The sequence below is a fragment of the Sulfurospirillum barnesii SES-3 genome (assembly GCF_000265295.1).
GTDB lineage: Bacteria > Campylobacterota > Campylobacteria > Campylobacterales > Sulfurospirillaceae > Sulfurospirillum > Sulfurospirillum barnesii.
Window position 1 is genome coordinate 1,627,924 of the sequence record NC_018002.1, and the last position, 22,363, is coordinate 1,650,286.

24 protein-coding genes are annotated in these 22,363 nt (G+C 39.6%); 10 read left to right on the forward strand and 14 right to left on the reverse strand.

The window, feature by feature from the left end; translation table 11 throughout:
* Positions 1-24 precede the first annotated feature (24 nt).
* Entirely contained in the window at positions 25-771 is a 747-nt protein-coding gene (locus SULBA_RS08175; RefSeq protein ID WP_172634074.1) for an HNH endonuclease, read from the forward strand.
* 17 nt (positions 772-788) lie between these two features.
* Here SULBA_RS08175 and SULBA_RS08180 read toward each other — a convergent pair whose 3' ends face one another.
* Genes SULBA_RS08180 through SULBA_RS08190 form a run of 3 tightly spaced genes read right to left on the reverse strand, consistent with a single transcriptional unit; the run spans position 789 to position 3,535 of the window.
* Positions 789-1,358 carry an NUDIX hydrolase gene (locus SULBA_RS08180; protein WP_014769820.1) on the reverse strand — a complete coding sequence of 190 codons (570 nt, stop codon included), beginning with the start codon at positions 1,356-1,358 and terminating at the stop codon, positions 789-791.
* Positions 1,359-1,361: 3 nt separating this feature from the next.
* On the reverse strand, positions 1,362-2,324 hold the full coding sequence (gene corA, locus SULBA_RS08185; RefSeq protein ID WP_014769821.1) for a magnesium/cobalt transporter CorA: 963 nt from the start codon (positions 2,322-2,324) through the stop codon (positions 1,362-1,364).
* A gap of 38 nt (positions 2,325-2,362) precedes the next feature.
* Entirely contained in the window at positions 2,363-3,535 is a 1,173-nt protein-coding gene (locus tag SULBA_RS08190; protein WP_014769822.1) for a peptidoglycan DD-metalloendopeptidase family protein, read from the reverse strand.
* A gap of 160 nt (positions 3,536-3,695) precedes the next feature.
* On the opposite strand from SULBA_RS08190, the gene SULBA_RS08195 reads away from it, so the two are divergent.
* Genes SULBA_RS08195 through SULBA_RS08205 form a run of 3 tightly spaced genes read left to right on the forward strand, consistent with a single transcriptional unit; the run spans position 3,696 to position 6,620 of the window.
* Complete coding sequence (locus SULBA_RS08195; RefSeq protein WP_014769823.1) at positions 3,696-4,415, forward strand: plasminogen-binding N-terminal domain-containing protein; 720 nt, start codon at positions 3,696-3,698, stop codon at positions 4,413-4,415.
* A 3-nt stretch (positions 4,416-4,418) separates the two neighbouring features.
* Entirely contained in the window at positions 4,419-5,798 is a 1,380-nt protein-coding gene (locus tag SULBA_RS08200) for an FAD-linked oxidase C-terminal domain-containing protein (protein WP_014769824.1), read from the forward strand.
* A complete protein-coding gene (locus tag SULBA_RS08205) occupies positions 5,799-6,620 on the forward strand; it encodes a YihY family inner membrane protein (RefSeq protein WP_014769825.1) in 822 nt (273 codons plus the stop codon).
* Here SULBA_RS08205 and SULBA_RS08210 read toward each other — a convergent pair.
* From SULBA_RS08210 to SULBA_RS08245, 8 genes are all read right to left on the reverse strand, one after another.
* Entirely contained in the window at positions 6,564-7,829 is a 1,266-nt protein-coding gene (locus tag SULBA_RS08210) for a ComEC/Rec2 family competence protein (RefSeq protein WP_014769826.1), read from the reverse strand. The genes SULBA_RS08205 and SULBA_RS08210 overlap by 57 nt on opposite strands.
* Position 7,830: 1 nt before the next feature.
* Positions 7,831-9,261 (reverse strand): replicative DNA helicase, encoded by a 1,431-nt coding sequence (locus SULBA_RS08215; RefSeq protein ID WP_014769827.1) that lies wholly within the window; start codon positions 9,259-9,261, stop codon positions 7,831-7,833.
* A complete protein-coding gene (gene ispG / locus SULBA_RS08220) occupies positions 9,258-10,322 on the reverse strand; it encodes a flavodoxin-dependent (E)-4-hydroxy-3-methylbut-2-enyl-diphosphate synthase (protein WP_014769828.1) in 1,065 nt (354 codons plus the stop codon). The genes SULBA_RS08215 and ispG overlap by 4 nt, the downstream gene beginning before the upstream one ends.
* Positions 10,323-10,381: 59 nt before the next feature.
* A complete protein-coding gene (locus SULBA_RS08225) occupies positions 10,382-12,217 on the reverse strand; it encodes a primosomal protein N' (RefSeq protein ID WP_014769829.1) in 1,836 nt (611 codons plus the stop codon).
* Positions 12,218-12,222: 5 nt separating this feature from the next.
* Positions 12,223-12,654: a type II secretion system protein gene (locus SULBA_RS08230; protein WP_014769830.1), complete on the reverse strand. Its 432-nt coding sequence runs from the start codon at positions 12,652-12,654 to the stop codon at positions 12,223-12,225.
* Positions 12,655-12,693: 39 nt separating this feature from the next.
* Entirely contained in the window at positions 12,694-13,161 is a 468-nt protein-coding gene (locus SULBA_RS08235) for a prepilin-type N-terminal cleavage/methylation domain-containing protein (RefSeq protein ID WP_014769831.1), read from the reverse strand.
* Positions 13,162-13,243: 82 nt separating this feature from the next.
* Positions 13,244-13,462, reverse strand: a complete 219-nt coding sequence (locus SULBA_RS08240; protein ID WP_014769832.1) for a hypothetical protein — start codon at positions 13,460-13,462, stop codon at positions 13,244-13,246.
* The gene (locus SULBA_RS08245) at positions 13,459-13,692 is read right to left on the reverse strand and encodes a hypothetical protein (protein ID WP_014769833.1); all 234 of its coding nucleotides are present in this window, start codon (positions 13,690-13,692) and stop codon (positions 13,459-13,461) included. Before SULBA_RS08245 ends, SULBA_RS08240 begins: the two co-directional genes overlap by 4 nt.
* Before the next feature lie 62 nt (positions 13,693-13,754).
* Here SULBA_RS08245 and uvrB point away from each other — a divergent pair, with 62 nt between their 5' ends.
* The 3 genes from uvrB to SULBA_RS08260 all read left to right on the forward strand — a co-directional run bounded on the left by uvrB (position 13,755) and on the right by SULBA_RS08260 (position 18,472).
* On the forward strand, positions 13,755-15,731 hold the full coding sequence (gene uvrB, locus SULBA_RS08250; RefSeq protein ID WP_014769834.1) for an excinuclease ABC subunit UvrB: 1,977 nt from the start codon (positions 13,755-13,757) through the stop codon (positions 15,729-15,731).
* Positions 15,732-15,825: 94 nt separating this feature from the next.
* Positions 15,826-17,943 (forward strand): RNA degradosome polyphosphate kinase, encoded by a 2,118-nt coding sequence (locus SULBA_RS08255; RefSeq protein WP_014769835.1) that lies wholly within the window; start codon positions 15,826-15,828, stop codon positions 17,941-17,943.
* 1 nt (position 17,944) lies between these two features.
* Positions 17,945-18,472, forward strand: coding sequence for a gamma carbonic anhydrase family protein (locus SULBA_RS08260; protein ID WP_014769836.1), 528 nt, complete (start codon positions 17,945-17,947; stop codon positions 18,470-18,472).
* On the opposite strand, the gene SULBA_RS08265 is transcribed toward SULBA_RS08260, so the two are convergent.
* The 3 genes from SULBA_RS08265 to rpe are packed head-to-tail and all read right to left on the reverse strand — an operon-like array spanning position 18,450 to position 20,478.
* Positions 18,450-19,250: a 3'-5' exonuclease gene (locus tag SULBA_RS08265; protein ID WP_014769837.1), complete on the reverse strand. Its 801-nt coding sequence runs from the start codon at positions 19,248-19,250 to the stop codon at positions 18,450-18,452. The two genes, SULBA_RS08260 and SULBA_RS08265, sit on opposite strands and share 23 nt — an antisense overlap.
* Positions 19,247-19,834 (reverse strand): phosphoribosylanthranilate isomerase, encoded by a 588-nt coding sequence (locus tag SULBA_RS08270; RefSeq protein ID WP_014769838.1) that lies wholly within the window; start codon positions 19,832-19,834, stop codon positions 19,247-19,249. Before SULBA_RS08270 ends, SULBA_RS08265 begins: the two co-directional genes overlap by 4 nt.
* Before the next feature lie 2 nt (positions 19,835-19,836).
* On the reverse strand, positions 19,837-20,478 hold the full coding sequence (gene rpe / locus SULBA_RS08275) for a ribulose-phosphate 3-epimerase (RefSeq protein ID WP_014769839.1): 642 nt from the start codon (positions 20,476-20,478) through the stop codon (positions 19,837-19,839).
* Between the two features lie 137 nt (positions 20,479-20,615).
* On the opposite strand from rpe, the gene rpmB reads away from it, so the two are divergent.
* The 3 genes from rpmB to SULBA_RS08290 all read left to right on the forward strand — a co-directional run bounded on the left by rpmB (position 20,616) and on the right by SULBA_RS08290 (position 22,362).
* Positions 20,616-20,804 carry a 50S ribosomal protein L28 gene (gene rpmB / locus SULBA_RS08280; protein ID WP_012857374.1) on the forward strand — a complete coding sequence of 63 codons (189 nt, stop codon included), beginning with the start codon at positions 20,616-20,618 and terminating at the stop codon, positions 20,802-20,804.
* An 84-nt stretch (positions 20,805-20,888) separates the two neighbouring features.
* Positions 20,889-22,079, forward strand: a complete 1,191-nt coding sequence (argJ, locus tag SULBA_RS08285; RefSeq protein ID WP_014769840.1) for a bifunctional glutamate N-acetyltransferase/amino-acid acetyltransferase ArgJ — start codon at positions 20,889-20,891, stop codon at positions 22,077-22,079.
* Between the two features lie 55 nt (positions 22,080-22,134).
* Positions 22,135-22,362, forward strand: coding sequence for an HP1242/YdcH family protein (locus SULBA_RS08290; protein WP_014769841.1), 228 nt, complete (start codon positions 22,135-22,137; stop codon positions 22,360-22,362).
* Position 22,363: the final 1 nt, after the last annotated feature.

Genomic DNA, 22,363 nt, shown 5'->3' on the forward strand with positions numbered 1-22,363 from the left:
AATGCAAAAAGGTTTTTCAGTTTTTTGAAAACTAATTTGCAATTAACAAACCACCAAATTAAAGAACTGCTTACAAATGAGAATATTGACTTACTCATTAGACAATATGGCGTAAAACAAACAAATGAAGATGACTATAAAATCTATGATGATTTTAGAAAAGTTTGGGCTAAAAAATTGGTTGCACTTTCTAATGTAAAAGTCTGCCCTTATTGCAATAGAAATTTCATAGTCAATTTTTCTCAAAATGGGACAACTGTAGAGTTAGACCATTTTTTTCCAAAAGACGATTATCCCTATTTGGCAATTAGCTTATATAATTTAATACCCTCATGCCATACATGTAATCATATGAAACGCAAGAAAAAACTCAAAATATACCCATACAAAGAATCCATCAATGAGTATTTTCAATTTTCTCATAAACTTTTAAAACTACCCTATAATGAAGAAAATTTGGAATTGTTACTTGTAAAAAAACAAAATAATAGAAAAATGAGAAAAAAACTCAATAATTATAATAATATTTTACAGATTAAGTCTTTATATGAAAACCACAAAGACATCGTCATAGAACTTATCCAAAAATCCGTGATGTACAACGAAAGTTACATCGAAGAGTTGATGAAAAACTACGAGGGAACGCTCTTTAAAAACAAAGAAGATTTACTGCGTTTGATTTTTGGTGGCTACATCAGCGATGAAGATTTGAGCAAACGTCCACTTTCTAAACTCACCAAAGATATTTTAGAGCAGTTGGAGATTATCTAAACCCTTTACATGTAAAGCTATTTCTCATACGTCCTAAAGTACCACATAAGCGCAAACATCAAGCCTGAAGTTGTGGCGATGCGCTCATCAAACATAAATTCTAGCGTTTCTTCACGTTTGAGGTAAATAACTTCGATGTTTTCATCTTCTATGCCACCACCATCACTTACTTTCATGCTATCATCGAGTACGGCGTAGTAAAGCGTTTGTCTGCCACCAGCGAAGCCAACAGCGGTGTAAAAGGAAGAGATTTTCTCTAACTTTTCAAGCGGAACATCGTAGCCCGTCTCTTCTAAAACCTCTTCTTTGGCGATTTCGATGAGACTTTTGTCTTTATCGACGATGCCAGCGCACAACTCGTAAGTGAAACCATCTTGATTTTTAATATAAATTGAGGGGCGAAACTGTTTCACAAACACAAAGCTATCGAGCGTTTTATGGTAGAGTAAAATGGCAACGCTGTTGTGCGTATCGACGATGTCCCAGCGCTTTTCAATACTGTTGTGCAAATAATACATACTTTTAGGTTTGATATATTCAGAACTGATGCACTCTTCTACTTTAAGTACCTCAATGGTATGTTTCATGCCTCAAATCCACCCTTTTTTCTTGAAAATCGCTATCGGGGTTATCGCTGAGATGACCATGAGTGCGAGTGAAAAGGCATAGCCATAACTCCAATCGAGCTCAGGCATAATTTTGAAGTTCATCCCGTAAATACTCGCGATGAGGGTTGGAGGAAGGAAGATAACATTCACGATGGTAAAGATTTTGATGACTTTATTTTGTTCAATGCTCAAAACACCGATAAAGATATTTTGCAAATAATCAAGCCGCTCAAAGTTAAACTCCGTGTAATCAATCAAAGACTTAATATCCTTAAGCATGATGACAATATCGCCCCTTAAAGAGCTGTCATCGTATTTGGTTGATTTTAAAAACGAGGTTAGAATGCGCTGTTTATCGGTCAAGTTTTCTCTGATATTCATGTTCAAATCTTCCAAAGCGGAGATTTTTTCCAAGATTTCTTCATCGTCGTTGGCGTAGTCTGTAAAAACGTGTTTTCGCAAGCGTGTGATGTCTTTAGAGAGCTTTTCGATGATGTCCGCATCCGCATCAATACGAATGTCTAAGAGTTGTGAAAAGATATAGTAGCCATTTTTAAACTCTCGTGGAGCGTAAAAAAAACGTTTGCTAAACTCTTCAAAGGCACGAAGCTCTTTATAACGAATGGAGATGAGCAAATTGCCCTGCAAGATAAACGAAACCGTTTCGTTGTGCGCACCCTCTTCATTGCTGATCAAAAAGAAACTGTTGATTTCGATTTTTTTGTCTTCTTCCCAATACCTCGAACTCGTCTCAATCTCTTCACTCTCTTGTTTGGTAGGAAAATCTATGCCAAAGGTCTCTTCCACAAAACTAATCTCTGCATGGGTTGGCAAAAGCATATCCAACCAAACCACTTTATCTTTTTTATCTTCATCCTCATAAAAATCATTAAAATCGGTAATAACCTCTAGTTTATTGCTGTTTCTAAAAAAACATCGTATCATGAAAGACTCTTTGTGTTAGTTTTTAACATAACATATATTTAACTTTGGATTTTTTCTAACGGATAAAAGGCATCAAAATTTTCCTCTTTCAAAGGAAGTTCATTGTTTTGCAACGCTACTTGAACTTGCTGTTTCAAATCTTCGCTATAACGCATAAACTCTTTCAATTCTTTGCCACCTAGGGCACTTTTAGCCATTTTTACAACACTTGCAGGGTTAATGGCAACATTGCTTCGGTATAAACCAAAATGCAAATGCGGTCCAGTACTCATTCCTGTATTTCCCACATAACCAATCACTTGCCCTTGCTTAATACCCTGTCCCCCTCGCACACCTTTAGCAAAACCATTTAGATGGGCATAGAGCGTTTTGTAACTGCTATCGTGAGCAACTTCGATGGTTTTTCCATAACCACCTTTAGTACCTACAAAAATAACTTTTCCATTGCCTGCCGAACGCACAGGTGTGCCTGTAGGTGCCGCATAATCAATCCCTAAATGCGCACGGTATTTTTTCAAAACAGGATGCCAGCGCTTTTGGGTAAAGACCGAAGAGATGCGGGTATAGTTTACGGGTTTGGTGAGTAAAAAGCTATCCAGCTCTTCACCTTTTTGGTTGTAATAATTCTCTTTGTAATAAAAAATATAGTGCTGCTTTTTAGCGGTTTCGAGCATAGAAACATCAATCTTCGTGGAACCAAAAGGTTTTCCCAAACGACGCTTTTGCTGAAATAAAAGAACCAGCTTATCCCCTTTTTGTAAATTACGAAGGTTAACACCCCCTTTAAACGATTGGGCAAACTCATTGGCTAAACCATAATTATTGGTAGCACTTATAATGTCAAGGTAAGGGGAATTTTGAATTTCAATAGCAAGAGAGCGCTTCTCTTCTTGAACAACAATAGGCGTTATTTCCATCACAAATTCATTATTCACTTTTTTAAGATGCATTTGCAACTCTTCACCAATAGGAATAAGCACCTGTTCTAACTGATGATCTTCACTCTTTAAAACCTGATATTTAACCCCTGCAATAATTTCTGCGGCAAGTTCTTGCTCTTCCTTATCTAAGGTATAGTAAATCTTAAGTGGTAATTGATTTTTCTCTAAAAAGGTTAAAAATGTTTCACCTTTTGGCCATTTTAACTCTTCAAGGTAAGATGCGCACGAAAACGAAAGAAAAACCAACCATAAATAGACCCATTTAATCATCCCTACACCCCCTCATTAGTGCCTGATTCTATCTCAAAAAATCTTACAAAATGCCTAAAAAGAAGAGTTGTGCTAAAAATAAGTTTTTTTAAAACAGTTATAGATATAATCCTTGTATTATAAAATCATAAAGGGTTTCAACCCCCTCAAGGAGTCTTCGTTGAAGAAATTATGCTTACTTTTTTGTCTGTGTGTATTTAGCGCTTTTGCTCAAGCGCAAACACCCTTTGTGGCATACAAAACACCTGTTTTAGAGTCCAATGATAAACACCTTGTCATTGCGGATTCACCTCTGTTTGTTTTAGGAGCCAGTGGTATTGTCAGACACGCTTTTGATGAGAAAACCTCTAGCATCATTGCACGTGTGGATGTTATTGCTAAAGATGGTGTCAACGCAACCTTGCGTGTAGAAAAGTTTGAAATGCTTTCACAAATGGCATTTCCAGAAGCAGGCATAAAACCCATGAAAGGCGATGAAGTCACCCTAAACTATCTTTACGATAGAGCCTTAATCGTTACTCCAAATCAAGAAACCTACAGAGATGTTACAAAGCGCTACTCCATGATTACATGGGTGCATCCTGATTTAATCGCAACCCATTTAGCAAAATTGTACCGCCCAAATCCCGATAAAAAACTGTTTCAAGAGATGTGCTATCAAAATACCGCTTCACTGATCTTTTTTGCGATTCAATCAAAAGGTTACTTTGTAGATTGCCATAATTTCAACACCATTTACACCACCGACATTCAAGAAAACGCAAACACGATGCTCCCTTTTTACTCTCGTATTGGCAAGGTTGAAAGCTCATGGTTTAGTTGGGGAAGTTCTGAAATTAAAGATTACACCAGTTATTACAGCTCACTTATTGGAAAATAGTTGATGGAAGCAAAGCATATTGATTATTTTAAACGCATTTTAGGCGCAGAAAATGTTTACGACGATAAAGCCCATCTCATTGCCTACTGTTACGATGCAACCCGTACACGCTATGAGCCAGATGCCGTGCTTTTTCCTCGTGATGAAAACGATGTCAGTGCCATTTTAAAATACTGCAATGAACATCGCATTATTATCACACCACGAGGGGCTGGAAGTGGTTTTACAGGAGGCTCACTGCCTGCTAATGGTGGCATTATTTTAGCGTTTGAAAAACATATGAACAAAATCCTTGAAATTGATATGGAAAATATGGTCGCTGTGGTTCAACCAGGTGTCATTAATATGGCATTGCAAAAAGCCGTTGAAGCACAAGGACTTTTTTATCCGCCCGATCCTGCCAGTGAAGAGTACTCAACCATTGGAGGCAATGTCAGTGAAAACGCAGGCGGTATGCGTGCAGCAAAATACGGCATTACGAAAGATTATGTTATGGCACTTCGTGCGGTACTGCCAAATGGTGAGATTATTCGAGCGGGAAAACGCACCATTAAAGATGTTGCAGGTTATAACATTGCAGGAATTCTGATTGCCAGTGAGGGAACCTTAGCGGTTATTACGGAAATCACCCTCAAACTCATTGCAAAGCCTAAGATGTCACAAACAGCCATGGGCATTTTTCCCAGTGTTGAAGATGCGATGAATGCGGTGTATAAAACGATGGCAGCAGGTGTAACGCCTGTAGCCATGGAGTTTTTAGACAACCTCTCCATTAAGGCCGTTGAGCAAAAGTACAACAAGGGTTTACCTAAAGATGCAGGGGCTATTTTGATTACCGATGTGGATGGTAACTCCCAAGAAGAGTTAAGCACACAATTGGATGTTATTGAAAAAGCTTTTGAGCAAAATGGAGGGACGGGCTTTAAACGAGCGCAAAACGCTGAAGAGTCTAAAAATCTTTGGTTTGCAAGACGTAATGCAAGCCAATGCATTAATATCTATGGCAGTAAAAAACTGAACGAAGATATTACCGTACCTCGTAGTAAACTCCCTGCTCTTTTAAAAGCCATTGGCGAAATTTCTCAAAAATACAATGTAACGGTTCCTTGTTTTGGTCACACGGGTGATGGCAATGTACACACCAATGTTATGGTGGACGGAAGCGATGCTAAACAACTTGAAATTGGACACCATGCCATTGAAGAGATTTTTAAAGCAACCGTAGAACTAGGCGGAACCCTAAGCGGTGAACACGGTATAGGACTAAGTAAAGCCCCTTTTATGCATTTAGCCTTTAGCGATGCTGAAATGGAGCTCTTTCGCTCTATTAAAAAAGCCTTTGACCCCAACAATATTTTAAATCCCTCAAAAATGGGGCTTTAGGTGTTAAGCGCTAAAGAGTGTGTGGAATTTTTAAAAAAATTACGAGACGTAGAGCTTGCGCATTACGCCTCTTCTTTGAGTTTTCACACCATCTTAGCGCTCATTCCTATTTTATTGATTACCTTTAGCCTTTTTACCAAATTGCCTATTTTTGAAGTCTATTATGAAAAGTTGCAAGGCTTTATTTTTAGCTCACTTATTCCTACCCAACAAGACGTGATGATTCACTATCTGCACAATTTTATAGACAATACGGGAAATATGGGTGTGGTTGGACTTATTTTTGTGCTTTACATTTCTGTAATGTTCTTTTTAGATTATGAAAAAATTGTGAGTAAAATTTTTGAAACCAAAGCACGCAGTTTTTGGGAAGCACTCACAACCTATTGGACATTGGTTACACTTATGCCTTTAGGGCTTATTATCTTTTTTTACGCATCCACTGTTGTACAAACTTTTCTCACCCAAAATGAAGTTACAAACTCCATAAATCTTGTGAGATTTTCACCCTATTTTATTATTTGGCTTCTTTATTTTGTGATGTACAGTGTCTCCGTAAAAATAAAAATTCATCTCAACAGTGTCCTTCTTTCTTCGTTTATTGCTTCGTTGTGTTGGTACATTTCTAAAACCTTATTTGTCTTTTATGTCAGCTACAATCAAACCTATCTTAGTATTTATGGCTCTTTTAGCATTTTACTCTTCTTTTTTATATGGATTTATTTTTCATGGTTTATCTATTTGTACGGCTTAAAACTCTGCTTCTTATTCAATGAAAAAGAGAGCGAAAAACGAAAAAGCCAAACACCCATAGAGGGCTAATTTATAACGTATCGCTAAGAGAGAAACACCCACATAACCTATGAGTATCCACCACGGAATATGAAGCATATAACTGTGTGTCTTTACATGTAAAAAGGCAAGTACCCACGTATCTAAACTATCACCGATCTGCAAGGCGTGTAACAAAAGTCCCAAAGGATAAAAGCCAACAAACACCAAACTAGAAAGAGGAGAAGTGAGTTGTAAAAAGGTAAAAACAGGAAAAAACGTATGCACGATAGGCACCATCAGCAAAAATACACCCAAATCAATGATCCCCAACAAAACCCAACGATTCATCCCCTCAAAATGGTGTAAAAATAAAAAAAGATAAAAAACCCCTGCAATAGAGAGCCAAAAAGAGAGGGAAAAAAGAAGTGAAGGGAAAAGCGCTAAAAGCGTTATTGTAATAAGACCAAGCATCTCAAAACTGAGCACTTTTATCCCTCTGGAATAAAAGAAAAACCCTACTAAACTCATCACAAATGCCCTCAAGAATGGTGCAATAAAATCTATGATGACCATATAAACAAACAAAACGACAAACACCACACAACTCAAATCTGCATCTATATTGCGATAAGGAAAATAGCGATTTTGAAAAAAACGGTACAGAGGTTTAAGAAAAAAGAAGAGTAAAAATGAGATAACCCCTACATTGTATCCACTAATCGCAACCAAATGCGAAATACCCCACTTTTGCACCTCATCACGAAGCTCTTTTGAAATGGGCGTGGCAAAAAAAAGGGTTTTATACACTTCTGCCATTTTTTCATTTTCATGTTGCTCATCCACCCACTGATATAAGGGGCGTACATCCCAAGGTGGGTCGTCTTCATAGATTTCATACAGTGCTAAAGAGGGAGCAAAAAAACCTTTAAGGTAGTCATAAAAGCTCACCTTATCGACCTTTAGTTTTACCTTAACACGGCTTTTAAGAGGAATAGATGAGATACGAAACGATGTTGTATACACCTCTGCTCCACTGCCATCAAGCCTAAGCTTAAAAACATCGTACGTGCGCCCTTTTGCATTGGTTTTGGTGTAATGATTAAGTACTGTTGCCATGCTTACATGTAAAGGGCTTTTTCGAAATTCTAAAAAATGGTAATACTGAAAACTAAGGGAGAAAAGTGCCACGCATCCCACCGCTAAAAGCAAAACAAAAAGCTCTTTTTTGTTTGCTAAAAGTGGTGGAGAGGAAAGCATGTTACAATGGAGGCAAACTTATTTTTGCTTCAGGCGCTATGGAAGCGTTATACTGCACCACTTCAATAGGAATCGCATTTTTTGCACCATCCACAAAGCGTGTGCATGCTTTTTGAAAAATGAGATTGGCAACACCCACAGGACCATTTCTGTTTTTTCCCACAATCACCTCAGCAAGTTCTTCTGGTTTTTCAAAGAAATCACTCTTGTACTCTTTGCCCTCTGAGCGTGCTTTTTGCTCTTTTTCTTTCTCTTCACGCACTTTATAAACATCATCACGGTAGACAAATAAAATCATGTCCGCATCTTGCTCAATAGCGCCTGATTCTCTAAGGTCGCTTAGCATCGGGCGTTTATCGCTACGACTCTCCAACCCACGATTCAGCTGTGAGAGCGCAATGATAGGAACATTGAGCTCTCTGGCTAAGAGTTTTAAACCACGGCTAATTTCACTGACTTCCAAATGCCTGTCTTTATTGCTAGCAGAGTTCATCAACTGCAAATAATCAATGATGGCTAAAGAGATTTCAGGATGCTGGGATTTGAGTTTACGAAGCTTTGCACGTACTTTGTGAATATCCACAGAGCCATTATCGTCCACAAAAAACTTACGCTTACTCATTTCATCCGCCGCACTGCTAAGCCGTGCCCACTGCTCATCTCCCATATCTCCCACTTTGAGCTTTTGCAATGGAATGGACGTTTTAGCACTGAGCATCCTTAACATTAACTGCTCCGCTGGCATCTCTAAAGAGAAAATCGCTACCCCACGCCCTCTATCAAGTGCATTTTGCGCTAAATTAAGACAAAAAGCCGTTTTACCCATCGCTGGACGTGCCGCTACAATAATCAAATCGCCCTCACCAAATCCTGAGGTGAGTCTGTTTATCTCTGTAAATCCCGTATCAACACCCACAACCCCTGCATTGCCACGTTTTTTCATCTCATGAATGTGCTCGATGGTTGCATGGGTCATTTCAGGCGATTCACGAAACTCTTTACTGCCACTTTCTTGCGTAATCTGATAGAGCTTTTGTTGCACCAAATCCACCACTTCGGCTGAGGGCAAATCTTTATCGACGGCAATCTCTTTAATATCGGAGGTCAGCTGAACCAACTCCCGCTTAATCGCCTTTTCACGAATCTCCTCCGCATACGCTTTGGTCGCTGGTAGTGGATTGGTGGAGAGAATCTCAAGCATCGCATCTTCATCAAAGCGCCCTTGTTGATTCAGCTTTTTCTTAATAAACTCCTCATCAATGGGCAAATCTTCTCTCTCACACGCTTCCATCGCTTCAAAAATGTAACGATGACTGGGCAAGTAAAAATCTTTTGCGCCAATCAAGGCGGCGACATCCTCAAAACTCATTGGATTAAACAAAATGGAGCTTAAAACGGAGCGTTCTATGTTAATGTTATGCAAATTGCTCATGCTTTGTATTCCTTTGCGGCAAGCTCCACCGCTTCTAAAAATTTATCAACCAAATCTTCTTCTTTCAATTTTGCAATCACTTCACCTTTGACCATCACAAGCCCTTGCCCTTTCCCAAAAGCAATAGCAACATCGGCATGTTTGGCTTCACCAATGGCATTGACCACACATCCCATCACTGAGATATTTAGAGGTGCTTTAATGTGTTTGGTGCGCTTTTCTACTTCGGCTACGGCTTTGACAAGGTTGGCTTCAAGCCTTCCGCATGTGGGGCACGAGATGATGTTTAAGCCCTCAGCCTCCACCCCACTGTCTTTTAAAATGGCTCGCCCCACCCTGATTTCCTCTTCAAGCTCACCTGTGATGGAAACCCGAAGCGTATCGCCAATGCCATCTAATAAAAGAGAACCTAAGGCAATAGAAGATTTGATGGTTGAGTGAAACAAGGTTCCAGCTTCCGTGACGCCTAAATGAAAGGGATACTCCACCAAAGGGCGTAGTGTGCGATACGCTTCAACGGTGCGTTCTACATCGCTGGCTTTGAGGGAGATTTTCATATTGGTAAAACCCAAATCTTCTAGGTATTTGATGTTATAAAGGGCTGATTCGACCATCGCTTTGGTGGTGGCTCCATACTTCTCATCAAACTGTTTTTCCAAACTGCCACTGTTCACGCCAATGCGAATAGGAATGCCCCTCTCATTGCACGCTTTTACCACCTCTTTAACACGCTCTTTATTGCCAATATTGCCAGGATTAATGCGAATACAATCCACCACCTCAGCAGCCATCAAAGCAAAACGGTAGTTAAAGTGAATATCCGCCACAATAGGCAAAGAAGACTCCGCTTTAATGGCTTTGAGCGCTTGCGCATCTTCATAATCAGGTACTGCCAAGCGGACAATATCGCACCCTGCAAAATGCAACCGCCTGATCTGCTCTAAGGTGGCTTGCACATCGTGCGTTTTTGAAAACGTCATAGATTGGACGGGGATTTTGGCATCGCCTCCCACAGGGACATTGCCTACAAAAATTTGTTTGGTTGGGTAGCGTTTTATCATGGTGTATCCAAAATTAAATTGATTTGCTCTATAAGGAGTTGATTATACCTTTTTTGGTTTTAAGAAAAAGAGAGTGGATCCATATCAATTTCTACATGTAAGGGTTTTAAAGTGTGCGCAAACTCCAAAAGCGCCTTACTCGAATCACTACGCACTAAGAGTTCATAACGGTATTTGTTGGCGATTTTAGCAATGTTTGCCTTGCCGTATCCTACAATTTCAATTTGTGAAAAATGCTTTCCTAAAGAAGCCACTTTTTCAATGCTCTCTTTAGCCTTTTCCTCTTTAACGTGTGCGCTCATGACCCTAAGCATCTTTTTAAACGGCGGATAAAGCCCTTTTCGAAAACCTAACTCATCGTTTAAAAATTGCTCGAAATCACTCAAATAGTGCTTAAAAAAATCACCATTCTTGCTTTGAATCAACACTTCACCGTACCCTTTTCGCCCCACTCTGCCCGCAATTTGTTGCACCAATGCTAAGGTTTTCTCTCGTGCTCTAAAGTCACTCATCCCCAAAAGCGCATCAATCCCCAAAATAACAGCAAGTCCTACCCCATGATAATCATGCCCTTTTGAGAGCATCTGTGTCCCCACCATAATATCAATTTTATGCTCATTAAACTGAGCCAAAATATCAGAAAGCTTTTTTTCGGTTTTGACTTCGTCCCTGTCAAACTGTTGCACAACGTGCTCACAAAAGTGCTCAGAGAGTTTTAAAGAGACTTCTGCTGTTCCCATGCGTGTTGCGACAATTTCATCGTGTCCGCATTTGGGACACACATGAGGAATCGCCTCGGTGTAATTACAATAGTGACATTTAAGCGCATGCATATGCTGATGCAAGCTCATCCCAACACTGCAAAACGGACACTCAATATGCGCTCCACACGCTTTACATGTAATGTATTTAAAATTGGCACGTGTGGGTAAAAAGACAATCACTTGTTTTTTTGCTTTTAACGCTTTTTCAATGGCTTGTACCACTTTATGCGAAAGACCATGCTCACCATCGTCGTACATGATATGCGTTGATGCTTCAAAAAATGTTCCCTTTAGCCTAAACGTAGGCAGTTTATGAAAACTACTTAAGGTCGGTGTGGCAGAGCCTAAAAGCACTTTTGCCTTTAACTTTTGCCCAAAAAGAAGGGCCAAATCTTTGGCATTGTAACGGGGTCTATTGCCCGATTTGTAACTCTCATCGTGCTCTTCATCGACGACGATGAGTCCAATGTTCTCAAGCGGTAAAAAGAGTGCCGAGCGTGTGCCCGCTACAATGCAAATCTTTCCTTCGTGTATCTCTTGTAAAATCGCCTCTTTTTTCTTTGCGCTAATTTTAGAGTGCCAAATGGCAACGTGTGTTCCAAAATGGTGTTTAAGCCTGTTTTTCATCTGAGGGGTTAGCCCAATTTCGGGGAGCAAAAAGACAACCTGTTTTCCCGCATTGAGCGTTGCTTCAAACAGTTTCATGTAAATCTCAGTCTTACCGCTTCCTGTATCGCCAAATAAAAGCGCATTGGGATGGGATTCAATAAAGCTAAAGGCATTCTCTTGCTCTGCTGAGAGCGCAATGTGCGTGTTCACCTTTTGGTTTACATGTAAAGTTTTCTGTGAAAAAGGAGTAAAAAGAGCCAAAGCTTCACCCAAAGAACAGACATAATACTCCGCAATAAAACGAGCCAATTCCACTGTTTTTGGAGTATAAAATGTTTTATATGTCAGCAAAACCTCTTCGCAGGCAAAAGAAGGTTTTTCAACCCTCTCAAGCACCACACCCTGAACAATTCGTTTTGAAAGGGGAATTTCGACCACAAAACCTGCTTCTAAAATAGCATCAGAGCAGTAGGTTAAAGGACTTAAAGGAGATTTTAAAAGAGAAACGAGGTAGTAATGCACATTGATTATTGGGTTAATGCGGTACAATCATCACCAGTACAGTTAAACTGCCATGCGGTTGTATTGTACTCAAAGGTATTGGTTTTGCCTAAAAGCTTAAACGTATAGCTTGTCGTGCCTGTTTTCATCCAATTGCCATCGCCATTTTTTGAGACAATAGGATACTCTAAGACATCTTTAAAAAGGGATTGTCCTTCAGCGTTAGCAGTAGCATCATCAAGCTTTGTTATCGCTGTTGTATTGCCTTCTAAAAGCATTTTTGATTTTAAAAGAGAAATCCCACTGCGAATGGAAGCTATTTGTGATTTGCCTTTCACCAACATCGCATCATCACGTGTTGCACCCATTCTAGGAATAGCAACCGCTGCTAATATACCCAAAATAACAATCACAAAGACAAGCTCTATCATAGTAAATGCCGAAGAATGTTGTTTCACACTATCACCTTTATAAAGGAGGAAAAATCCTCCCTTAAATTATCGAGCAACTTTACGTCCACCAAAACTTTGATTATTATCTAATAAAGCTTTGATATTACTAAGACCTATAACTTCTTTACATACTGTGCCAGCTGGATTATTCCTACTTGAGGATGCAACTGTAACATTTCCATCGGTTGTTAAAGTCATAATAAAACAAGAAGTCTTATTTGCATCTGTTCTAAAGTCAATTTCAGCAGCAGTTGAGGTAGGATAAATGCCTTGAACATTTGTCATATTTTTAAGATTTGTTTGCGTCAATGCAGCACTAAGATTGCCATCAAAACTTCCCTGTGCTGTATAATACGTACCCAAATCTTTATAAAGCGTTGCAATATCGGATGCGGCGGCTGTAACGGCTGCATCATCTCTCGTTGCTGCTAGTCTAGGTATAGCCACGGCTGCTAGAATACCTAAAATAACAATGACGAAGATAAGCTCAATCATCGTAAAACCTTTTCTCATGGTGACTCCTTAAATGAATGTTTTAGCCTATACACTTATAGACTATTATGAGGATTGTAGTGAAAACTCTTTAAATCACGACTTAAATGCCTTCAACTTTTTGTAATAGCTTTGTAATCTCTTGTTCTAGCATAAAAGTATCGTAGCATTTGCCTACATACGCATACAAAAGCTCTTTGGGGTCAATGGTGCTTTTTTCGTGAAACTGCGCTTTAAAATCAGCCTCAAATTTCAATGCAAAATCACCCTCTAACTTAATGTCAAAGTCTTTTCCACCAAGACTTATGGTTATTTTATTCATCGACCAAGCACAGCTTCAATTTTACTGAGCAAATCATCGGCATTGACATCTTTGTGAATGAGGTCTTGCTCTAACTTTGCAATTTGCACGCTTTTTGCCTCAGCGACGGCTTTTGCGGTGACAAGTTCATGACGCAGAGTCTCATTTTGAGCCTCAAGGGCCTTGTATTTTTCTAAAAGCTCATCAATCTTTTGGCTTAAAAGGCTTACATTTTTCACTTCTTCAAACATTTAGAAACTCCATTGTGGTCTGTTTGCTATAATTGTAACAAAATAATCAAAAAAGTATCAATATGAGCGAATTTTTCCTAGAAAGTCCCTATCAACCCTCAGGCGACCAGCCTCGTGCCATTGAAACACTAAGTGCTTCCATCAAAAAAGGAAACCGCTACCAAACCCTCATAGGAGTGACTGGCAGTGGTAAGACCTACACCATGGCGCAAATTATTCAAAAACTAAAAATGCCCACATTAATTATGACGCACAACAAAACCCTTGCCGCACAGCTTTACAGCGAATTTAAGGGCTTTTTCCCTAAAAATCATGTGGAGTATTTTATCAGCTATTATGATTATTATCAGCCTGAAGCGTACATTCCTAGGAGTGATTTGTTTATCGAAAAAGACAGTTCTATTAACGAAGAGCTGGAGCGTTTGCGTTTGAGTGCCACCGCTTCACTCTTAAGTTACGATGATGTTATTTGCGTAGCGTCGGTTTCGGCAAACTATGGCTTGGGAAATCCCCACGAATACAAACAAATGGTGCAAATCATCGAAAAAGGTGAGAGCATTAACCAGAAAAAGCTTCTTTTACGTTTGGTGGATATGGGCTACAAACGCAATGACACCTTTTTTGATAGAGGATGCTTTCGTGTGAATGGGGACGTGGTGGATATTTTCCCTGCGTACAACGAAGAAGAAGCGATTCGGGTTGAGTTTTTTGGCGATGAAGTGGAGAGTATTCACTATTTTGACGTTTTTCTCAACAAAAAACTCCAAAGCCTACCTAAAGTAGTTATTTATGCCGCCAATCAGTTTATTGTAGGGCATGAGCGGCTTCAAAAGGCTATGAAATTGATTGAGCAGGAGTTGGATGAGCGCTTAGCCTATCTTAAAAAAGAGGACAAACTGGTCGAACACCAACGCCTCAAACAAAGGGTTGAGTTTGATTTAGAGATGATGGGGGCAACGGGAATGTGCAAAGGCATCGAAAACTACGCTCGCTACCTTACAGGGATTGAACCAGGGGGCACGCCTTATTCACTGTTTGATTACTTTGAAGCGATGAATAAAGAGTACCTCGTTATCGTCGATGAATCACACGTCAGCCTTCCTCAATTTCGTGGCATGTTCGCAGGAGATAGAAGTCGCAAAGAAGTACTGGTAGAGTATGGCTTTAGGCTTCCTAGTGCCTTAGATAACCGTCCTTTGATGTTTGATGAGTTTATTAACAAAGCGCCTCGTTATTTATTTGTCAGTGCAACACCTAAAGAGTTGGAACTAACGCTTAGTGGTGAAAATGTCGCAGAGCAGATTATTCGTCCTACAGGATTGCTTGACCCTGAAGTAGAAATTTTGAGCAGTAAAAATCAAGTCGAAACGCTGTTTGATCGCATCAAAGAGGTTACATGTAAAGATGAAAAAGTGCTTGTCACCGTGCTTACCAAAAAAATGGCAGAAGAGCTCACACGCTATTACGCCGATTTAGGCATTAAAATAAAATACATGCACTCGGATATTGACGCCATTGAGCGCAATCAGATTATTCGCTCTTTGCGTGTGGGAGAATTTGACGTGTTGGTGGGTATTAACCTCCTTCGTGAAGGGCTTGATTTGCCTGAGGTTTCTTTAGTGGCTATTTTAGATGCGGATAAAGAGGGATTTTTACGCTCAGAGACAAGCCTCATTCAAACCATGGGGCGAGCCGCACGTAATTTAAACGGCAGGGTTATTATGTTTGCAGAAAAGATTACCGATTCCATGCAAAAGGCGATTGAGACAACGCTAAGAAGACGTGCTATTCAAGAAGAACACAATCAAAAACATGGTATCACCCCCACTAGCACCACACGTAAGATGGATGAAAATCTCAAACTTGAAGAGCATGCTGATATTTACAATACCTTTGATAAGAAAGATAAAATCCCGCCTAGTGAAAAGAAGAAAATTATCGCTGAACTTACCAAAGCGATGCATGAAGCCGCAAAGATTTTGGAGTTTGAAAAAGCAGCCAAACTGCGGGATCAAATTGAAAAACTCAAAAAGGCATAACACGTTACATGTAAAAGGCTTACATGTAAACAATGTTATCTTTTTATAACTTTTTTCTGATAGAATATTTGTCACTTTTTGTAAAGGATAAAATGTGCCTGATTTAACTGATTCTACACTTTACCTAAACCGAGAACTTTCATGGCTGAAATTTAACACCAGAGTCCTCGCACAGTCACTCAAAAAAGAACTGCCTCTTTTTGAGAGACTCAAATTTTTAGCGATTTATGCCACCAACCTTGATGAATTTTACATGATTCGTGTAGCAGGCCTCAAACAACTGTTTAGTGCGGGTGTGATTGAAACAGGAGCGGATCAAAAAACGCCACTCGATCAGCTACGAGAAATTCGAAGTTACCTTGCCAGCGAAAAAGAGGTGATTCAGAGCAGTTACGAAGAAATTGTTAAAGATTTGGAAAAAGAGAATCTTTTTATTACGGCATATGATGATTTAAGTCCTGCCCTCGCAAAACTCTCTGATGAATACTTTTTCTCAAATATTTTACCCGTCATTGTCCCTATTGCCGTCAATGCCACCCATCCTTTTCCGCACCTCAACAACCTAAGTTTTTCTTTGGCGGTAAAATTACAAGACAAAGAGAGTGCAGAAGAAGAGGAAAACTATAAATACGGTATGATTCGCATTCCTCGTGTTTTACCACGCTTTTTTCAAGCAGGAGACAATACGTATGTACCCATTGAAACCATTGTAAGACAACATGTCGAAGAGATTTTCTTAGGCTATAAACTCGTCGCATCCGCTGCGTTTAGAGTGACCAGAAATGCGGATATGGTGATTGAAGAAGAAGAAGCGGATGATTTTATGATGATGATGGAACAAGGCTTGAAGCTCCGCCGAAAAGGTGCATTTGTTCGCCTTAACATCGAAGATGGAGTCGACCCTGACATTTTGAATTTTTTAAATTCACACATGCAAATCTTTTTTAAAGATATTTATACCTACAAAATCCCTCTTAATTTGGGTGCTTTATGGCAAATTGTAGGCAATAAAGATTTTTCACACCTTGCCTTACCTCCGTATAATTCAAAAATTTTGCCACCCTTTGATACCGCAGAATCGGTCTTTAAAATAATTAATAAAAGCGATGTTTTACTCTTTCATCCCTATGAGAGTTTTGACCCTGTGCTAAGACTGATTCGTGAGGCATCAAAAGACCCAAAAGTCATCTCGATTCGCATGACCTTGTACCGTGTGGAAAAAAACTCACAAATCGTTCAAGCACTCATAGACGCAGCCAATGAAGGCAAACAAGTCACAGCGGTTGTGGAGCTAAAAGCACGTTTTGATGAAGAGAATAACTTGCATTGGGCAAAAGCGTTAGAGCAAGCAGGTGCTCACGTGGTTTATGGCATTACAGGCTTTAAAGTTCATGCGAAAATTGCGCAAGTGATTCGTCAAGAAGAGGATGGAAAGCTAAAATTTTACATGCACTTTAGCACGGGCAATTACAACGGTGCCACCGCAAAGGTTTACACCGACACCAGCTTCTTTACATGTAAAGAAGAATTTGCCAAAGACAGCACCATGTTTTTCCACATTTTATCGGGCTTTTCAAAGCATAAAAAACTCGATACCCTCTTGATGTCTCCTACGCAAATTAAGCCAAAAGTGATTAGCCTCATTAACAATGAAGCCCAATACGGTGGAGAGGGACGCATTATTGTGAAGATGAACTCATTGGTTGACCCTGATGTCATTCAAGCCCTCTACAATGCTTCGAAAAAAGGGGTTCAAATTGATATTATTGCCAGAGGTATTTGTTGTTTACGCCCAGGGGTTGAGGGCATTAGCGAGACCATTCGTGTCCGCTCTATTGTAGGAAAGTACCTAGAACATGCCCGTATTTTCTACTTTAAAAATGCGGAGCCTACCACTACGTTTATCTCCAGTGCAGACTGGATGCCTCGAAATTTAGAGCGACGTTTGGAATTGATGACTCCCATCTTTGATAAGGCTTTACAGCAAAAGCTCTTTGAGATTTTGCAACTTCAGCTCAATGACAATGTGCTTGCATGGACACTAGGAAGCGATGGTGAGTACACTCCTTCTTTTCCAAATACCGATGAAAAAGCCATTAATAACCATACAATTTTAGAAGATTATATGAATAAAATTTATAAAGCCCAAAAGAAAGATAACACCTCGCACAAGGCTGAAAAACTCGCACGTCGTTTATTTAAAGAGAGCTAAAATGATTATGGAGCTTCAAGGACTTAAACCAGACATTGCAACAACTGTTTTTGTAGCTCCTAGTGCAGATATTATCGGGGATGTCCACATTGGTGAAGAGAGTTCTATCTGGTTTGGTGTGGTCATTCGAGGGGACGTTAATACTATTTGTATTGGTAAGCGCACCTCTATTCAAGATTTAAGTATGATTCATGTGACTCACTACACCAAAGAAGACAAGAGCGATGGATTTGCAACCACTATCGGTGATGATTGCACCATTGCTCATCGAGTGATGTTGCATGGATGTATCATTGAAGATGCTTGCTTGATTGGGATGAGTGCAACCATTCTTGATGGTGCCATCATTGGGAAAGAATCCATCGTGGGTGCTCATTCCTTAGTCACGAAAAACAAAATTTTTCCACCCCGTTCTCTTATTATGGGCAATCCAGCAAAAGTTATAAGAGAACTGAGCGAAGAAGAAGTAACATCGCTTTACCACTCTGCTAAGAATTATGTACGATTTAAAGCGATGTATCAGGCTTAGTTTGTTTTTCTTTTTTCTTTTTTCGTTGTTGTTGGGGTCTACTAAAAGCAATGAGTTGCTCCACCGTGAGCACCTCTTCTGGTAAATGATGGAGTGTGTGTAAAAAAACTTCCGTGGTGGCTTTAGCGTCAAACAAGGCACGGTGATGATTTTCAAAGCTAATTCCCAAATGCTCTGCCAACGCACTTAGCCCGTATTTTGGAGCTTCTATGCATTTTCGTGCCAAATCAATCGTATCAAGCCTTCGGTTCAATAAAGGACCAAAGCCTGCTTGTTCAAGCGCATAAGAGATGAAATAATAGTCAAAATTCACGTTATGTGCCACAAAAACCGCATCTCTAATAAAAAGCCTAAACCCTTCTAGCACTGAGTTTAGCGAAGGTGCGAAGGCAAGTTCGTCGAGTGTAATGCCTGTCAGTTGAGTAATACTTTCAGGTAAACTATCCGTTTTAGCTAAGGAAGAAAACTCCCCAATAATTTTCCCTTTTTCAACCATAACCGCACCAATCTCAATAATCGCATCCACGGTTGGTTTTGAACCATTGGCTTCAATATCAACAATGCAAAACTTTCCCTCGCAAATAGGTGTTGTAAGCGTTTCTAAGGTCAGTGCATAATTGTTGTACTTACAAATGGGAAGCCCTAAAAGCTTAAGCATCTCCAAATCTTCAACATCCACAGGCTCCAACTCTTTAAAAGTATGCATTTTTGCAAAAAACTCTTTATAAAAAATGGGTTTTTGCGTTAGTTTAGTAATAAAATTATCCAGAGGTCTCACGCTTTAGCTCGTTGAATAAATTCTCGCACTTTTTCATGCTCTTTAATGCCTTTTTCTCTCTCCACACCACTGCTCACATCAACCCCATAAAAACCAAAGGGCTTAATCTGTTCAAGATTCTCTGGCGTGAGTCCTCCTGCAAGAATAATATTTTCACAATCTTGATGCTCAAACCATGAAAGATCCAAACGCTGCCCTGCTCCACCAAAACTTGGAACATATGCATCGACCAATCGAATCAGTCCTTTAAAGCTCTCAATATCTTCAGATTTTTGTGCTCTTACCACACGTAAATAAGGTACTTTCAATGCACTCCAAAAGGCATCATCGACTTCAAAATGAATCTGTGCCATATCCATTTTGGCTTCTTTACATGTAAAGGTAATTTCTTCTGCTGTGGCGTCTACAAAAAGTCCCATTTTCTTTACATGTAAAGGGAGTTTTTCTGCAATTTTGCGTGCATTTTCTGGGCTAATGTAACGAGGCGATTTAGGATAAAATACAAAGCCTAAAGCATCGGCTCCTGCTTCAATAGCACACAAAGCATCCTCAAGGTTGGTAATTCCGCAAATTTTAACCCACATGCTTAAACTCTTAACGAATCAATGGCACTTTTATAATCCGATGCCCCAAAAACATAATTGCCTGCCACTACGATGTCAACGCCTGCATTAGCAAGAGCATGAATATTTTGATTATTCACACCACCATCGACTTCAATCAGCGTTTTAGCATTGCGTTTTTCAATCATTTCTTTAAGACGTGGCGCTTTTTCTAAGACATTTGGAATAAATTTTTGCCCTCCAAAACCTGGATTGACGCTCATTAAAAGTACCATATCTAGCTCTTCAAGAAGGTATTCAATGCTTGAGGGTGGCGTGTGAGGGTTGAGTACAATGGCTGGAGAAATACCCAAATCACGAATTTTTTGAATCAAACGATGAGGATGCTTCTCCTCTTCAATATGAAAGGAGAGGTATTGGGGTTTAAAAGGTGCAAAAAGTTCAACGAAAAAGGTATTGTTTTGTACCATCAAATGAATATCTAAAGGCTTTGTCGCTGCCTTTGCAACCGCACTCACCACCACAGGTCCGATGGTCAAATTGGGAACAAAATGCCCATCCATGACATCGACATGAACCAAATCACATCCTGCTGTACAAATTGCTTCTATCTCTTCTCTTAACTTTCCAAAATCAGCAGAAAGAATACTCGGAGCCACTAACATTACGAGCCTTTTTAAAATTTTTAAGCAAATTGTAGCAAAATTTATATTCTTTTCGCTATAATCACAGGCTCCATTGAATTAAGCGTTTCTTTTGCTTCTTTCATGTACAATTCACGAAAAATTTTAAGGATATCGATATGGCAAGAAAATGTGCTCTTACTGGAAAAGGCCCTATGGTTGGCAACAACGTAAGCCATGCGAACAACAAAACTAAAAGAAGATTCCTTCCAAATTTAAGAACTGTCCGTGTGACACTTGAAGATGGAACGACTAAGAAAATTAGAATTGCTGCTTCGACACTTCGTACCATGAAGAAAAACGGCTAAAATTTCTCCTTTTGGAGAAATTTTACGCCTATTTACCCTTGTTTCACCGCTTAACTTTCACACTAAAATCCTAAAGGATTTACCATGTTTACACTTCTTCCACTTAAGAATGGTCTTGATAATGTTGCAGGTTTTTTCTGCCAAGGTGTCTGTGCTGGCTTTAAACCCAATGGAAATAATGATGTTGCCTTTATCCGCTCTAATGAACCCTGTGATGTCTCCGCCGTTTTTACAAGCAATGTCTTTCAGGCAGCGCCCATTAAACACTTTTTACGTTATCCAAAAGGCTTTCAAACCAATTTTATTTTAATGAACGCCAAAAATGCCAATGCGATGACAGGTGAAAAAGGGATTGAAGATATTGATACCCTTTTTGGCAAACTCAAAGAAAAATTTCCAACACTTCACAATCCTATTATGAGCTCAACAGGTGTCATTGGTTACCGTCTCAATGTTGAAAAACTCTCATCTGCATTTGATCTTTTTGATTTTAACGCTAAAGATTCACATGCCACAGCCTCAGCGATTATGACAACGGATAGTTTCAAAAAAGAGCTTTGTTTTAAAGTAATTCTTGAAGATGGAAGCTTTTTTCATATCGCAGCCATCTGTAAAGGTGCAGGAATGATTAATCCTGCGATGGCAACCATGCTCTGTTTTATTCTTACCGATGCCGCCATTTCCAAAGCTGATATGGACGCACTTTTACTTCCTGCCATTCAAGCCTCTTTTAATGCAGTAAGCGTCGATGGAGATACCTCAACCAATGATACCGTGCTTCTTTTAAGCTCAAAAGAGAGTGGTGTTTATGACAAAGAAGCCTTTAATGAGGCGCTTCGTCTTCTCACCAAAGAGTTAAGCCTTATGCTTGTGCGTGATGGTGAGGGCGCAACCAAAGTGGTCGCCTTTGAAGTCAGTGGGGCTAAAAGCGTTGAAGAGGCTGAACGTGCAGCGAAAGCACTGAGCAATTCTCTTTTGGTTAAAACAGCCCTTTTTGGAGAAGATCCAAACTGGGGACGTATCGCTTCAACCATCGGTGCAAGTGGCATTACATGTAATGAAGAGAGTCTGGTCATTCATTACGATGATGTTCTCATTTACTCGTGCGAACAGCGCTCACTCGACGCTGAAACTGAAAAAAAAGCAGCCGCAGTCATGAAAAAAGAGTCGTTTCGCATTCATTGTGCATTGGGTGTAGGTGAACACGCGTTCACCGCTTATGGCTGTGATTTAGGGCACAGATACGTTGAAATCAATGCGGATTATCGTACGTAGTGTTAAAATTAAGCACATTTTGATACAATAAAAACCAAATCTATAAGGAGTTATCATGTTACACGAATACAGAGACATTATCTCAAAACTTAAAGTTGAAAACGCTCACTTTGCAAAAATCTTCGAAAAACACAATGAACTTGACCAAAAAATTACAGATGTTGACGAAGGTAGAGAACATATGAGTGATTTAGATCTTGATGCGTTAAAAAAAGAAAAACTTAAACTTAAAGACGAAGCGTACGCAATGATTGTTGCATACAAAAAAGAGAATAACCTCTAAA

Bases quoted from the DNA above. Each gene is read 5' to 3' on its own strand.
- SULBA_RS08180 (WP_014769820.1), bottom strand. From the start codon at position 1,358: ATGAAACATACCATTGAGGTACTTAAAGTAGAAGAGTGCATCAGTTCT.
- corA (WP_014769821.1), bottom strand. From the start codon at position 2,324: ATGATACGATGTTTTTTTAGAAACAGCAATAAACTAGAGGTTATTACC.
- SULBA_RS08190 (WP_014769822.1), bottom strand. From the start codon at position 3,535: ATGATTAAATGGGTCTATTTATGGTTGGTTTTTCTTTCGTTTTCGTGC.
- SULBA_RS08200 (WP_014769824.1), top strand. From the start codon at position 4,419: ATGGAAGCAAAGCATATTGATTATTTTAAACGCATTTTAGGCGCAGAA.
- SULBA_RS08210 (WP_014769826.1), bottom strand. From the start codon at position 7,829: ATGCTTTCCTCTCCACCACTTTTAGCAAACAAAAAAGAGCTTTTTGTT.
- SULBA_RS08215 (WP_014769827.1), bottom strand. From the start codon at position 9,261: ATGAGCAATTTGCATAACATTAACATAGAACGCTCCGTTTTAAGCTCC.
- ispG (WP_014769828.1), bottom strand. From the start codon at position 10,322: ATGATAAAACGCTACCCAACCAAACAAATTTTTGTAGGCAATGTCCCT.
- SULBA_RS08235 (WP_014769831.1), bottom strand. From the start codon at position 13,161: ATGAGAAAAGGTTTTACGATGATTGAGCTTATCTTCGTCATTGTTATT.
- SULBA_RS08240 (WP_014769832.1), bottom strand. From the start codon at position 13,462: ATGAATAAAATAACCATAAGTCTTGGTGGAAAAGACTTTGACATTAAG.
- SULBA_RS08245 (WP_014769833.1), bottom strand. From the start codon at position 13,692: ATGTTTGAAGAAGTGAAAAATGTAAGCCTTTTAAGCCAAAAGATTGAT.
- uvrB (WP_014769834.1), top strand. From the start codon at position 13,755: ATGAGCGAATTTTTCCTAGAAAGTCCCTATCAACCCTCAGGCGACCAG.
- SULBA_RS08260 (WP_014769836.1), top strand. From the start codon at position 17,945: ATGATTATGGAGCTTCAAGGACTTAAACCAGACATTGCAACAACTGTT.
- SULBA_RS08270 (WP_014769838.1), bottom strand. From the start codon at position 19,834: ATGTGGGTTAAAATTTGCGGAATTACCAACCTTGAGGATGCTTTGTGT.
- rpe (WP_014769839.1), bottom strand. From the start codon at position 20,478: ATGTTAGTGGCTCCGAGTATTCTTTCTGCTGATTTTGGAAAGTTAAGA.
- rpmB (WP_012857374.1), top strand. From the start codon at position 20,616: ATGGCAAGAAAATGTGCTCTTACTGGAAAAGGCCCTATGGTTGGCAAC.
- argJ (WP_014769840.1), top strand. From the start codon at position 20,889: ATGTTTACACTTCTTCCACTTAAGAATGGTCTTGATAATGTTGCAGGT.
- SULBA_RS08290 (WP_014769841.1), top strand. From the start codon at position 22,135: ATGTTACACGAATACAGAGACATTATCTCAAAACTTAAAGTTGAAAAC.